The organism is Neisseria sp. Marseille-Q1983, assembly GCF_018224585.1.
GTDB classification, from domain to species: Bacteria; Pseudomonadota; Gammaproteobacteria; order Burkholderiales; family Neisseriaceae; genus Neisseria; species Neisseria polysaccharea.
In genome coordinates, this window is sequence record NZ_JAGTUI010000048.1 from 1 (window position 1) to 13,027 (window position 13,027).

12 protein-coding genes, 1 tRNA gene and 1 pseudogene are annotated in these 13,027 nt (G+C 56.7%); 3 read left to right on the forward strand and 11 right to left on the reverse strand.

Going from position 1 to position 13,027, the window contains the following annotated elements; all coding sequences use genetic code 11:
- The 11 genes and pseudogenes from KEM39_RS09575 to KEM39_RS09625 form a co-directional block, all read right to left on the reverse strand.
- Positions 1–161 (reverse strand): annotated as a pseudogene (locus KEM39_RS09575) (3-hydroxyacyl-[acyl-carrier-protein] dehydratase FabZ); the annotation flags it as partial.
- 35 nt (positions 162–196) lie between these two features.
- The gene (lpxD, locus tag KEM39_RS09580) at positions 197–1,240 is read right to left on the reverse strand and encodes a UDP-3-O-(3-hydroxymyristoyl)glucosamine N-acyltransferase (protein ID WP_118997357.1); all 1,044 of its coding nucleotides are present in this window, start codon (positions 1,238–1,240) and stop codon (positions 197–199) included.
- A 32-nt stretch (positions 1,241–1,272) separates the two neighbouring features.
- Positions 1,273–1,773, reverse strand: a complete 501-nt coding sequence (locus KEM39_RS09585; protein WP_118997358.1) for an OmpH family outer membrane protein — start codon at positions 1,771–1,773, stop codon at positions 1,273–1,275.
- Positions 1,774–1,838: 65 nt separating this feature from the next.
- Positions 1,839–4,262, reverse strand: a complete 2,424-nt coding sequence (gene bamA, locus KEM39_RS09590) for an outer membrane protein assembly factor BamA (RefSeq protein WP_118997359.1) — start codon at positions 4,260–4,262, stop codon at positions 1,839–1,841.
- Positions 4,263–4,319: 57 nt separating this feature from the next.
- Positions 4,320–5,660 (reverse strand): RIP metalloprotease RseP, encoded by a 1,341-nt coding sequence (gene rseP, locus KEM39_RS09595; RefSeq protein ID WP_118997360.1) that lies wholly within the window; start codon positions 5,658–5,660, stop codon positions 4,320–4,322.
- Between the two features lie 33 nt (positions 5,661–5,693).
- Positions 5,694–6,929: a 1-deoxy-D-xylulose-5-phosphate reductoisomerase gene (gene ispC / locus KEM39_RS09600; protein WP_192886308.1), complete on the reverse strand. Its 1,236-nt coding sequence runs from the start codon at positions 6,927–6,929 to the stop codon at positions 5,694–5,696.
- 4 nt (positions 6,930–6,933) lie between these two features.
- Positions 6,934–7,731: a phosphatidate cytidylyltransferase gene (locus tag KEM39_RS09605; protein ID WP_118997362.1), complete on the reverse strand. Its 798-nt coding sequence runs from the start codon at positions 7,729–7,731 to the stop codon at positions 6,934–6,936.
- 2 nt (positions 7,732–7,733) lie between these two features.
- Positions 7,734–8,480, reverse strand: a complete 747-nt coding sequence (locus KEM39_RS09610; protein WP_118997363.1) for an isoprenyl transferase — start codon at positions 8,478–8,480, stop codon at positions 7,734–7,736.
- A gap of 55 nt (positions 8,481–8,535) precedes the next feature.
- Complete coding sequence (gene frr / locus KEM39_RS09615; RefSeq protein WP_002244379.1) at positions 8,536–9,093, reverse strand: ribosome recycling factor; 558 nt, start codon at positions 9,091–9,093, stop codon at positions 8,536–8,538.
- 180 nt (positions 9,094–9,273) lie between these two features.
- Positions 9,274–10,440, reverse strand: a complete 1,167-nt coding sequence (locus KEM39_RS09620) for an FUSC family protein (RefSeq protein ID WP_211709920.1) — start codon at positions 10,438–10,440, stop codon at positions 9,274–9,276.
- Positions 10,441–10,472: 32 nt separating this feature from the next.
- A tRNA-Thr gene (locus KEM39_RS09625) sits at positions 10,473–10,548 on the reverse strand.
- A gap of 258 nt (positions 10,549–10,806) precedes the next feature.
- Between KEM39_RS09625 and KEM39_RS09630 the strand changes: the two genes are divergently transcribed.
- From KEM39_RS09630 to KEM39_RS09640, 3 genes are all read left to right on the forward strand, one after another.
- Positions 10,807–11,292, forward strand: a complete 486-nt coding sequence (locus tag KEM39_RS09630) for a hypothetical protein (protein WP_211709921.1) — start codon at positions 10,807–10,809, stop codon at positions 11,290–11,292.
- 95 nt (positions 11,293–11,387) lie between these two features.
- Positions 11,388–12,011 carry a 16S rRNA (guanine(527)-N(7))-methyltransferase RsmG gene (gene rsmG, locus KEM39_RS09635; RefSeq protein WP_118997366.1) on the forward strand — a complete coding sequence of 208 codons (624 nt, stop codon included), beginning with the start codon at positions 11,388–11,390 and terminating at the stop codon, positions 12,009–12,011.
- Between the two features lie 98 nt (positions 12,012–12,109).
- Positions 12,110–12,883, forward strand: a complete 774-nt coding sequence (locus tag KEM39_RS09640; protein ID WP_118997367.1) for a ParA family protein — start codon at positions 12,110–12,112, stop codon at positions 12,881–12,883.
- Positions 12,884–13,027: the final 144 nt, after the last annotated feature.

Sequence of the window (13,027 nt, forward strand, 5' to 3'; positions counted from 1 at the left end):
AAGTGGCCTTGGAACTGGGGTTCGTTTATGGTTACGTTTTTGATGGCGGTTAGGGTTTTCATCGGCTCGAAGGCGGTGATGCGGTCGAGCTGGAGAAACGGGTAGCGGTGGGGGATGAGTTTTTGGATGTCTTTGGCTTCGATGGGGAGTTGAACGTCCATGTCTGTCGTATTCCTTGAATAAAGTCGGTTTGGATTTATTGCGTGTCTTTGCCGTCTGAAAGCTGCTGTTCCAGCGTTTTGAGGCGTTTGTTCATTTCGCTTAAGCGGTGGATGTAAACGGCGTTGCGCGCCCATTCTTTATGGGTGGACATCGGGAAGATGCCGGCAAGGTGTTTGCCGCTTTCGGTAATGCTGTGGGTGACGGACGTGCCGCCGCCGATGGTGGTTTTGTCGGCGATTTCGATGTGTCCGACCGTACCGACGCCGCCGCCGATGATGCAGTAGCTGCCTATGGTTACGCTGCCTGAGATGCCGGTTTTGGCGGCGATGACGGTGTGCGAACCGATTTTGCAGTTGTGTCCGATTTGGACTTGGTTGTCGATTTTGGTGCCGTTGCCGACGGTGGTGTCGCTCATCGCGCCGCGGTCGATGTTGGTGTTCGAGCCGATTTCCACGTCGTCGCCCAGTGTTACCGCGCCGGTTTGCGGGATTTTGAACCACGAATCGCCAGCGAAGGCGAGTCCGAAACCGTCCGCGCCGATGACTGCGCCGCTGTGGATTTCGACGCGTCTGCCCAGTGTACAGCCGTAATAAACGACGGCGTTGGGGTGCATGACGACTTCGTCGCCCAGTTTGCAATCGTGTTGGACGACGGCGTTTGCCAAGATGCGGCAGCCTTCGCCGAGTACGGTGTTTGCGCCGATGTAGGCGTTCGCGCCGATTTCGCAGCTTGCGGGAACGGTGGCACTCGGTTCGACGACGGCGGTCGGATGGATGCCGCCGCGCGCTTTGACGACGGGTGAAAACAGACGGGCGACTTTGGCGAAATAGAGATAGGGGTCGTCGGCGACAATCAGGTTGCGCCCTTCAAATCCGTCTGCCGCTTTGGCGGAAACGATGACCGCGCCCGCGCTGCTGTCGTGGACTTCGGCTTTGTATTTTGGGTTGGCGAGGAAGCTGATGTGTTCCGCCTGCGCGTCTGCGAGCGGGCGCACGGCGGTAACGGAAATGTCCTCGCCGCGCCATTCGCCGCCGAGCCGCGCGGTGATTTGGGACAGGGTGTAGGTGGCCGGAATCATGGTTTTCCTGTTCGGTATGCCGTCTGAAAGGGTCAGCGGGCGTTCATTTCTTTAATGACGCTGTCGGTAACGTCGTATTGGGTGTTGACGTAAATCACGTCCTGCAAAATGACATCGTAACCTTCCTGTTTGGCGATTTTGACGATGACGCGGTTGGCGTTTTGCTGGAGGGAGGCAAACTCTTCGTTGCGGCGGAGGTTGTAGTCTTCTTCAAACTGCGCCTGTTTTTTGCGGAACGCCGCGACCAGCCCGCGCCATTTTTCTTCGGCTTGCGCCTTTTTTGCGTCTTTGAGTTTGCCTTCGGCAAGCTGCCTTTCCAAATCCAGGCCTTCGCGTTGCAGTTTTTGCAATTCGTCCTGTCGGGCGGAAAATTCGCCGTCCAGCGTTTTTTGAATGTCGCGCGCCTGCTTGGATTCGAGGTAGATGCGCTCGGTGTTGATAAAGCCGATTTTTTGGAAGGTGTCGGCGTACGCGCCTGCGGTGCAGCACAAACCGATCAGGGCGGCGGCAAACGCGCGGGTAAAACGGGTCATGGTAAAACTCCTTCGGATGTTGCCGCGAAATGCCGTCTGAAGGGCTTCAGACGGCATTTGCGGGATTAGAACGTCGTGCCGAGTTGGAATTGGAAGCGTTGGATTTCGTCTTCCGGTTTTTTCTTCAGCGGGTAGGCGTAGCTGAATTTCATCGGGCCCAAAGGCGAGAGCCAGGTAACCGCGCCGCCGGCGGAATAGCGCAATTCGGTGGCGAAGGTCGATTTGTGGGTATTGCCGGCGCCGTAAACGTTTTGAACCCTGCCGCCGGACGTGCCGGCAGCGCCGGTGCCGCCGGTCGCGGAATTGCTGCTGTTGTCGTCGTAGGTTTTGCCGTCCCATACGCTGCCTGCGTCGGCAAACAGGCTCAGGCGGACGGTGCGCGCGTCTTTCGCACCCGGCATCGGGAAGAGCAGTTCGGCGGAAACGTTGGCTTTTTTGTTGCCGCCGTAGCTGATTTTGTCGCCGTATTCGTCATAGACTTTCGGACCGAGTGTGCCGCTTTCGTAACCTCGTACCGAACCCAGGCCGCCGCCGTAGAAGTTTTCAAAGAAGGGGATTTCTTTGGTTTTGCCGTAGCCGTTGGCATAGCCGGCTTCGCCGCCGAGCATCAGAGTGAAGGTTTTGCTCAGGGGGAAGAACCAGGTTTGGTTGTGGGTGGCGGAGTAGTATTGCAGTTTGCTGCCGGGCAGGGCGATTTCGGCATTCACGCCGGTCAGGTAGCCGCGCGTCGGCCACAGGGCATTGTCGGTTTTATTGCGTCCCCAGCCGATCGTACCTTTGTACAGCCAGCCTTTGAAGCTGCCGTCTGTGCCGTTGGTTTTGCCGTATTTCTTGATAAAGTCGGCATAGCGTTTGGGTGCTTTGTTGTAGGTGTTAACGGTCAGGTGTTCTGCCGCCAAACCGAAATTCACGCGGTCGTATTCGGTAACGGGGATACCCATCCTTACGCCGCCGCCGACGGTGGTGGTTTTATATTGTTTGACGCTGGACGATGCTTTGCGTGGGTCGAAGGCTTTTCCGTAAATATCGTAGCCCAGGCTGACCCCGTCTGCCGTGAAGTACGGGTCGGTAAACGACAGCGAGCCGTTAAGCGTGGTTTTGCTTCGTGAGGCGCGCACGGATGCGGATTTGCCCGTGCCGAAGAGGTTGTCCTGCGATACGCCGGCAGACATCACCAAACCGGTATCCTGCACCCAGCCCGCGCTCAAGTCGAGCGAGCCGGTGGAGCGTTCGGTCAGGCTCATGTTCAAATCGACTTTGTCGGGCGTGCCGGCAAGCGGGACAGCATCAAACTGTACGTTGTCGAAGTAGCCCAACAGCTCGACGCGCTCTTTGGAACGTTGCAGCTTGGAGGTGTCGTAAGGCGCGGATTCCATTTGGCGCAATTCGCGGCGGACGACTTCGTCGCGGGTTTTGTTGTTGCCGGTGATGTGGATTTCGTTGACGTAGATTTTCCGGCCCGGTTCGATGTGCAGGACGAAATCGACGGTTTTGGTTTCGGCGTTCGGCAGCGGCTGTACGCTGATTTCGCTGTATGCGTAGCCTGCCGAGCCCATGCGGTTCTGAATCTCACCCAAAACGGCGGTCATCTGCTGACGTTCGTACCATTTGCCGGGTTTCATGGTCAGCAGTTTTTCCAGTTCGGCTTTGGGGACTTCGTTGGTGTCGCCTTCAATCGACACTTTGCCCCAGCGGAAACGTCCGCCTTCGTGGACGGTGATTTTGATGGTCTGCTTGGTTTTGTCTTCGTTGGTTTGGATGTCGGTATCGAGGATACGGAAGTCGAAATAGCCGTTGTTCTGGTAGAAGTCGGTTACTTTTTCCATGTCTTGGGCAAATTTCTGCTCGTTGAATTGGTTGCTTCGTGTCAGCCATGTCCAAATGCCGCCTTCGGTCAGGGACATCTGCCGCATCAGTTTGCGGTCGGAATAGACTTGGTTGCCTTCAAATTCGATGTCGGTGATTTTGGCGGATTTGCCCTCGTCAATCGTGATGTCGATGTCGACGCGGTTGCGGGCGAGTTTGGTTACTTTGGGCGTGATTTGGATATTGAGTTTGCCGCGTCCGAGGTATTCTTCTTTCAGTCCGGCGACTGCCTGATTGAGTGTCGCCTGATTAAAGTATTGCGACTGCGCCAGCCCGAACGATTCGAGGTTTTTCTTGATGGCGTCGTTTTGCAGCATTTTGGCGCCGGTGATGTTGAGCGAGCCGATGGTGGGGCGTTCGATAACGGTCAGCAGGAGCTGCCCGTCCGCAGTTTCGACGCGTACGTCGTCAAAGAAACCGGTGGCGTACAGGCTTTTGATGATGGCACTGCCGTGTGTGTCGTTGTAGGTGTCGCCGACTTTGACGGGCAGGTAGTTGAATACGGTGCTCGGCTCGGTACGCTGCAAGCCTTCGACGCGGATGTCTTGGATGGTGAAGTCGGCAAATGCCAAAGGCGATATGCCCAACATCATCAGTGCGGAAGCAATCTGTTTCAGTTTCATCGTAAGTTCCTTAGTGGTGCGGAATGCGGTTTCAGACGGCATTCCGAAACGTAAAATCTAACCGAGCAGCCGGGTAACGTCGTTGAAGAAGGCGACCGCCATCATCAGCATCATGAGGGCAAGCCCGAAGCGCAAACCGATGTTTTGGACGCGTTCGCCCAAAGGTTTGCCGCGTATCCATTCGGCAGTATAAAACACGAGGTGGCCGCCGTCCAAAACGGGGACGGGCAGCAGGTTCAGCACGCCGAGGCTGATGCTGACCAGTGCCAAAAATTCCAAATAACTTTGCAAGCCGAGTTTGGCGGACTGTCCGGCAATGTCGGCAATGGTCAGTGGACCGGAAATATGGCTGACGGAGGCGTTGCCGCTGATTAGTTTGCCGAAAAATTTGAGGGTTGTCCACGAGTGGGAAACGGTTTTTTCCCAGCCCATGCCGAATGCGCGGACAACAGACGGACGGTAGCTGCGGCGGATTTGCGCATCCCACGCCCTGTCCGGCTGCGGACGGAGGCCGACGCGCCCGATCAGGGTGTGGTCGGGCTGTTCGACAGTATCGGGGCGGATGTCGGCGGTATGGGTTTGTCCGGCGCGTTCGTAGGTCAGGGTGATTTTTTTGCCGGGGCTTTGGCGGGTCAGGTTTGCCCATTCTTGCCACGAGGCGATGGGTTTGCCGTCGGCGGCAGTCAGTTTGTCGCCCGGTTTCAGGCCTGCTTTTTCGGCGGGGCTGCCTTTTTCCACGCCGCCGACAACGGTTGTGATTTTAAAGGGCATCAGTCCGATGTAGCCTTGGTTTTTTGCGATTTTACCGGCTTCAGGCGTGCCTGCGGCATCGATGGTGCGGACGGTTTGCGCGCCCGATGCCGTCTGAACGGCGACGGCGACTTTGCCGGCTTCGAGGTTGAGGACGATTTCGGTTTGCGCGCCGCCCCAGTCTTGGACGGCAACGCCGTTGACGGTCTGTATTTTGTCGCCGCTTTGGAAGCCGGCGCGGGCGGCAATGGTGCCGGGTTCGACTGTGCCGACATAGGGGCGCAGTTCGGTTACGCCGAAGGAAAAACTCAAGCCGTACAGCAAAACCGCCAGTGCGAGGTTGGTCAGCGGGCCGGCGGCGACGATGGCGATGCGTTTGGCGGGATGCTGTTTGTCGAAAGCGTAGGGCAGGTCTGCCTGCGCCACTTCGCCCTCGCGCGTATCAACCATTTTGACGTAGCCGCCCAGCGGAATAGGGGCGAAACACCATTCGGTGCCGCCGCGTTTTCGGGTGAAAAACGGTTTGCCGAAGCCGATGGAAAAACGCAGCACTTTTACGCCGCACAATCTGGCGACGATGTAGTGTCCGAATTCGTGCAGGCTGACCAAAATCAGGATGGCAACGATAAAAGCAAGTAGGGTGTGCAAATGACTTTCCTTTGTCCGTGTGTCCGGACGGCATTAGTTTAGTGTGCGGATAAATGCTTGTGCCTGTGCGCGTGTCCGTGCATCTTGCGCCAACAGTCCTTCTATATCGCCTATGCCGTCTGAAAAGTCTTGTGCGAGGCAGTGGGCGACGGTTTTGGCAATGTCGGTAAACTTAATCCGTCCGTCCAAAAAGGCGGCGACGGCGGCTTCGTTGGCGGCGTTCAATACGCAGGGCGCGGCTCCGCCTGCGTTCATGGCTTCATAGGCGAGCTTCAGGCAGGGGAAGCGGTCAAAGTCGGGCTTTTGGAAAGTCAGTGCGGACAATGCGTCGAAATCTAGGTCGCCGACACCCGAATCAATGCGTTCGGGCAGGCCCAAACAATAGGCGATGGGCGTACGCATATCGGGATTGCCCAGTTGCGCCAGCACGGAGCCGTCGCGGTAGCGCACCATGCTGTGTATCACGGATTGCGGATGGATGACGACTTCGAGTTTATCAGGCGGACAGTTGAACAGCCAATGCGCTTCAATCAACTCCAAACCTTTGTTCATCATGGTGGCGGAATCGACGGAGATTTTGCGCCCCATGCTCCAATTGGGGTGTTTGACCGCTTGGGCGGGCGTAATGCTGTCGAACGTGCCTAAATCGGTCGTTAAAAACGGGCCGCCGGAAGCGGTCAGGATAATCGAACGGATGCCGTGTTCGTTCAGACGGCCTGTGTAATCGCGCGGCAAAACTTGGAAAATGGCGTTGTGTTCGCTGTCGACGGGCAGCACTGCCGCGCCGTTTGCACGGGCGGTTTCCATAAACAACGCGCCGGAAACCACCAGCGTCTCTTTGTTCGCCAGATAAATGGTTTTGCCTTTTTGCGCCGCTGCGAGCGCGGAAGGCAACCCCGCCGCCCCGACGATGGCGCACATGACACCGCTGACTTCGTCGGCAGACGCAACGTCAACCAATGCCTGCGCGCCGTGTAAAACCTGCGTCGCCGTGCCGTCGCGTTTCAACAGGGCTTCAAGCCGGGCGGCGTGTTCCGCATCGGCAACGACGGCATATTCGGGGTGGAACGTTTGACATTGAGCCGCCAATTTCTCGACCTGCTTATGCCCTGCCAGCGCGAATACGCGGAATTTTTCGGGGTGGCGGGAGACAACGTCCAGCGTGCTTTCGCCTATGCTGCCGGTACTGCCTAATATGGTCAGGACTTGTGGTGTCATAATGAGGATAACTTTATACCGGATGCCGTCTGAAGCGGTTTCAGACGGCATAGAGTCAATTTAAAACCGACATCATCGCCGCATAGATGCTGATAACGGCAATCAGGCTGTCGGTGCGGTCGAACACGCCGCCGTGTCCGGGCAGCAGGTTGCTGCTGTCTTTGATGCCTGCCGCGCGCTTGAGCCAGCTTTCCAAAAGGTCGCCGCATATGCTGACGACGGTCAGCACCAAACCGATTAACACGGTATCGAACCAGCCTGTATCGAATGTCAGCCAGCCGGCACTTCGTACGGCAGTCATGTACACTGCCACGCAAACCGCGCCGCCGATTGCGCCTTCCCAGCTTTTGCCGGGGCTGATTGCCGGTGCGATTTTGTGTTTACCGAACGCCTTGCCGCTGAAATACGCGCAAACGTCGGCAACCCAGACTAGACCCATGACGGCGAGCAGCGGCAGGGCATCATCGGGATGCGGGCGCAGGGATACGAGCGCGAACCAAAACGGCATGACCAGAAGCCAACCGACGGCATAAACCTGCCAACCGCCGTTGAGCCTCCATTTGAATCTCAACCATAAAGGCATGATGGCGAGCCAAAATGCCAAAACAACATACCAAACCAAATTAGGCAGCATCCAGCCGCCCGCATAGGCAACCACGCCGAAAACCAAGGTTGCGGCGAGGTAATGGTTGGTTTTGATTTTGCACAAACCGCCCATACGGGCATATTCCCACAAGGCAATCAGGGCAATCAGCCCGCAAAATGCAGCCCACAACCATTGCGGCGCGTAAAACAGCATGCCCAGCATCAGCGGCAGCAGCCACATAGCGGTCATCACCCGTTGTTTCAGCATATTCAGTTCCTTTGCCGTTCGATAGGCAGTTGCTCGGAGGTGCGTCCGAACCGCCGTTCGCGTTTTTGGAACGAAGCGACGGCATCGTCCAAAGCCTTGCCGTCAAAATCTGGCCACAAAATATCGGTGAAATACAGTTCTGCATACGCCATCTGCCAGAGCAGGAAATTGCTGATGCGCGTTTCGCCGCCGGTGCGGATGAACAAATCCGGCTCGGGCGCATCGCCCAGCATCAGGTATTTTGCCAGCGTGTCTTCCGTAATCTCGGATACGCCTTCGGCAATCAGTTTGTTTGCCGCCTGCAAAATGTCCCAACGTCCGCCGTAATCGGCGGCAATGCTCAGGGTCAGGCCGGTATTGTTTGCCGTCAAGGCTTCCGCCTCTTCGATGCCTTGCAGAATCTGCCGATTAAAGCGTTCGCGGCTGCCCAGTATTTTTAGGCGCATATTGTTTTCGTGCAGACGGCGTACCTGTTTTTGCAAAGCCTGTAAAAACAGCCCCATCAGGAACGAAACTTCGTCTTCGGGGCGGCGCCAGTTTTCGGTTGAAAAGGCAAACACGGTCAGATATTGCACACCCAGTTTGGCGCAATGCTTCACCATATTTTCCAACGCGTCCAAACCGCGTTTGTGTCCCATTATGCGTGGGAGGAAACGTTTTTTCGCCCAACGGCCGTTGCCGTCCATAATTACGGCGATATGCTTGGGAATGGCGGTGTGTTCTAAAACGGCCTGCGTGCTGCTTTTCATGTCTGCCTTTCGCGGTTCGGCGTTCAAATGCCGTCTGAACGTCGAACCGTGCAGGTTAAATTGCCATCAAATCTTCTTCTTTGGCAGTCAGGAGTTTGTCGGCTTCGGTAATGTATTTGTCGGTCAGTTTTTGAACCGCTTCTTCGCCGCGACGTGCCTCGTCTTCGGAAATTTCTTTGTCTTTGAGGAGTTTTTTGATATGGTCGTTGGCATCGCGGCGCACGTTGCGGATGGAGACGCGGCCTTCTTCCGCTTCGCCGCGCACGACTTTGATCAGGTCTTTGCGGCGTTCCTCGGTCAGCATGGGCATCGGTACGCGGATCAGGTCGCCGACAGCTGCCGGGTTCAGGCCCAAGTTTGAATCGCGGATGGCTTTCTCGACTTTGGCCGCCATATTGCTTTCAAACGGTTTCACGCCGATGGTGCGCGCGTCCAGAAGCGTTACGTTGGCAACCTGGCTGACGGGGACCATGCTGCCCCAGTATTCGACTTCCACTTGGTCGAGCAGGCCGGTATGCGCGCGGCCGGTACGCACTTTCGCCAGATTTTCTTTCAGTACTTCGACCGAACGCTGCATCTTGCCTTCGGCTGTTTTTTGAATATCGTTGATCATATTGTTCTTTCGGTAAGATAAGGTAAGCGGGCAGCCGTCTGAAACGCGCTTCAAACCTTTCAGACGGCATGAAAACTGTTAACTGCGAATAGTACCGTTATTCGGGCATGACGACAAGGTAGGCGGATTGGGGATGCCGTCTGAAGCGGCAGGCGTTTCAGACGGCATCGTGTTTGACCGTCAACTGTGTTCCCGTGTTTCAAGCAGGCTTTGGCGCAGGTGTTGGCGTTCGTGGGCATCCAGCCATTTGCGGCGGGTGCGTTGCAGCAGGATGACGAGGGCGGAAATTTCCTGACGCATATTGGTGCTGAGCCAGAGGAAGCCCTGCCATTGGTAGTGGAGGTGCTCGGCGAGGGCTTCCAGTTCGGGGTTGATGGCGGTGTCGATGCGGATGCGGCGGGCGTGTCTGCCGTTGATAAGGGCGACGGTTTGTTGCAGGTCGGTTTGGAGCAGTGTGAAGTGGCGGTCGAGCAGCCGGATTTCGCTGCCGTTGAGTTTGGGAGATTGCAGCTTGGCGGCGGTGGTCAGGAGCAGTTCGGTGGTGTTGACGATTTTGCGGTGGGCGTGCTGCATGGCTTCCATCATGGCGGGGCTGATGCGGCTTTCGCCCGATGTGGCGGCGAGATGGCTGCGGCTTTTGACCATGCGTGCGTTGATTTGGCGCATTTTCGCCATGTTCTCCTCGAGGCGTTCGCGGGTCATGCGCCTGCCGTTGCTGATTTCGGCAATCATTTTGCTGCAGTCGGTCAGGTTGTCGGCAAGCATGAAACGCCACATCAGTGTGGATTTCAGCGGCAGCAGTTTGGCGGCGGCAATGGCGATGGCCGCGCCGATGAGGACGTTCATGGCGCGCATGAGTCCGCTGTCGAGCCATTCGCTGCCGTTGTCGCCGATGAGCATGCACATCGTCAGCCCCGCCAGCATAGGGACGTAACCGTTTTTGCCGACCGCCGCCCAACCGGCCAGTGCACTTGCCGTGCCGACGGTAAGGTAGAAGAGGAGATTGTCGTGGAAATAATGCTGGTTCAGCCATAAGACGCCCAAACCCGCACCCAGGCCGATGACCGTACCGAGCATACGTTCCACCGCCTTGGAGTAAATGGCACCTTGGAACTGGAGCATGCCGAGGACGACGAAGACGGTCATGCCTATCCATTCGCCGTGTTGGAGGTGGAGCAGCCGGGCGAGTGCGGTGGCGAACAGGACGGCCCCGCCGAGCCGCACGGCGTGGATGAGGCGGCGGTGGCGGTAGCGTTCGTAGGAGTTGAGCCAGCGGCTGACGAGGCGGTTGCGTTGCGAGGTGTTCATATCGGTTGTGCCGTCTGAAGCGGAAATGTGAAAAAGCACAGGCTTCCCGAGGGAGGGTCTGTGCTTGGTATTGGTGCCGGAGAAGGGAATCGAACCCCCGACCTTCGCGTTACGAATGCGCTGCTCTACCGACTGAGCTACACCGGCGTTTTTCGTTATGATATATATGAACGGTTGTTTGTGCAACTTTTCGGGCGGGCGGCAAGGCAGTGCGCGGTATAGTGGATTAACAAAAACCAGTACAGTGTTGCCTCGTCTTAGCTCAAAGAGAACGATTCTCTAAGGTGCTCAAGCACCAAGTGAATCGGTTCCGTACTATCTGTACTGTCTGCGGCTTCGTCGCCTTGTCCTGATTTTTGTTAATCCACTATATAATTCGGTCTGTTTCGGAAGAGGGGGACGGCGATGTTTGTGAACGAGAAATATCCCTATGCGGCTTTGTTTGCGGGGCTAGTGTTTTTGACGCTGCCGTTCGCACTGTCGGTGCATGATGCCTTGGCATTTGCGTTCGGACGGACGGGGCTGCTGGTGTCGGTGTCGGACGGCGGATTCGGCTGGCGTGGCGGTTGGGACGGCACTGTTTGGTTTGTGTTCGGTGTGTTTGCGTTTTTGAATGTGGTTGTATCGGCGGGTCTGACGAAACTGGCGTACAAAAAGATGATGCGGCGGCATTCGCGTTACGCGCTGTTTCTGTCGGGTGTGGCGGCTTGTGCGGCGGCGGCGGTGGCTTGGATTTTCGAACTGTTGTTGGGTAGTGCCGCCTTGGGCGGGCTGCGCGGGGAGGCGGTGTTGGAATATGCGTTTGCCGTGTGGCTGGTGTCGATGCTGACGCTGCCCAAACGCTTGACGCGCGCGCCGGTGCAGCCGGTGGTGTTTCACAGGAAAAAATAGCTTGGAACGGGAATGCCGTCTGAAACGCCGATACGCGGTTTCAGACGGCATGTTTTTCCGTTAACATTACGCCTGAATATGGACAGGAAGCAGATATGGAACGCAAAGAACGCCTGCGTGCAGGCATTGCCGCGATGGGGCTGGATATTTCGGAAACGGCACAGGACAGGCTTTTGGCCTATGTGGATTTGTTGAAAAAGTGGAACAAAACCTACAATCTGACCGCCCTGCGCGACGAGGAAAAAATGATTGTCCATCATCTTTTGGACAGCCTGACGCTGCTGCCCCATATCGAGGGTGTACAAACGATGCTGGATGTCGGTTCGGGCGGCGGCCAGCCCGGCATTCCGGCGGCGGTGTGCCGTCCGGATGTGCAGATAACCCTTTTGGATGCGAATACGAAGAAAACGGCTTTTTTACAGCAGGCGGTTATCGAGTTGGGATTGGACAATGTGCGCGTGGTATCCGGACGCGTGGAGGCGGTTTCGGACGTGCGTGCCGACGTGGTTACCAGCCGTGCGTTTGCAGAACTGGCGGATTTTGTGTCGTGGACGGGGCATCTGTTGAAAGACGGCGGCTACTGGGCGGCGATGAAGGGCGTATATCCGCAGGAAGAAATCGGCCGCCTGCCGCAGGATGTGTGCGTCGAAAAAGTCCAAAGGCTCGAAGTGCCGGGCTTGGATGCGGAACGCCATATCGTCATCCTGAGCAAGCGTTGAGCGCGCTTCAGACGGCATGAATACCTTTTTTGTGCGGATAAAGGTAAAATTCCGCACTGTTTTTCTTTTTTCAACATCAGACGGGACACGGGCGGGACATGAGTGTGAACATCCTTGCCATCGCCAATCAGAAGGGCGGTGTGGGCAAAACGACGACGACGGTAAATTTGGCGGCTTCGCTGGCATCGCGCGGCAAACGCGTGCTGGTGGTCGATTTGGATCCGCAGGGCAATGCGACGACGGGCAGCGGTATCGACAAGGCGAGTTTGCAGTCCGGCGTTTATCAGGTCTTATTGGGCGATGCGGACGTGAAATCGGCGGCGGTACGCAGCAAAGAGGGCGGATACGCTGTGTTGGGTGCGAACCGCGCGCTGGCCGGCGCGGAAATCGAGTTGGTGCAGGAAATCGCCCGGGAAGTGCGTTTGAAAAACGCGCTCAAGGCAGTGGCGGAAGATTACGACTTTATCCTGATCGACTGCCCGCCTTCGCTGACGCTGTTGACGCTTAACGGGCTGGTGGCGGCGGGCGGCGTGATTGTGCCGATGTTGTGCGAATATTACGCGCTGGAAGGGATTTCCGATTTGATTGCGACCGTGCGCAAAATCCGTCAGGCGGTCAATCCCGATTTGGACATCACGGGCATCGTGCGCACGATGTACGACAGCCGCAGCAGGCTGGTTGCCGAAGTCAGCGAACAGTTGCGCAGCCATTTCGGGGATTTGCTTTTTGAAACCGTCATCCCGCGCAATATCCGCCTTGCGGAAGCACCAAGCCACGGTATGCCGGTGATGGCTTACGACGCGCAGGCAAAGGGTACCAAGGCGTATCTTGCCTTGGCGGACGAGCTGATGGCGAGGGTGTCGGGGAAATAGGTCAATCCAAATCGGGCTGCCCGTGCCTTTATGCTGTTTGGCCGGGTGCGTTAATATGGCGGATTAAAATAAAAATACTTATATCGTCATTTATAGTGGATTAACAAAAACCGGTACGGCGTTGCCTCGCCTTAGCTCAAAGAG

Bases quoted from the DNA above. Each gene is read 5' to 3' on its own strand.
- KEM39_RS09605 (WP_118997362.1), bottom strand. From the start codon at position 7,731: ATGCTGAAACAACGGGTGATGACCGCTATGTGGCTGCTGCCGCTGATG.
- KEM39_RS09585 (WP_118997358.1), bottom strand. From the start codon at position 1,773: ATGACCCGTTTTACCCGCGCGTTTGCCGCCGCCCTGATCGGTTTGTGC.
- KEM39_RS09630 (WP_211709921.1), top strand. From the start codon at position 10,807: ATGTTTGTGAACGAGAAATATCCCTATGCGGCTTTGTTTGCGGGGCTA.
- ispC (WP_192886308.1), bottom strand. From the start codon at position 6,929: ATGCCGTCTGAAACCGCTTCAGACGGCATCCGGTATAAAGTTATCCTC.
- bamA (WP_118997359.1), bottom strand. From the start codon at position 4,262: ATGAAACTGAAACAGATTGCTTCCGCACTGATGATGTTGGGCATATCG.
- rsmG (WP_118997366.1), top strand. From the start codon at position 11,388: ATGGAACGCAAAGAACGCCTGCGTGCAGGCATTGCCGCGATGGGGCTG.
- frr (WP_002244379.1), bottom strand. From the start codon at position 9,093: ATGATCAACGATATTCAAAAAACAGCCGAAGGCAAGATGCAGCGTTCG.
- KEM39_RS09640 (WP_118997367.1), top strand. From the start codon at position 12,110: ATGAGTGTGAACATCCTTGCCATCGCCAATCAGAAGGGCGGTGTGGGC.
- KEM39_RS09610 (WP_118997363.1), bottom strand. From the start codon at position 8,480: ATGAAAAGCAGCACGCAGGCCGTTTTAGAACACACCGCCATTCCCAAG.
- lpxD (WP_118997357.1), bottom strand. From the start codon at position 1,240: ATGATTCCGGCCACCTACACCCTGTCCCAAATCACCGCGCGGCTCGGC.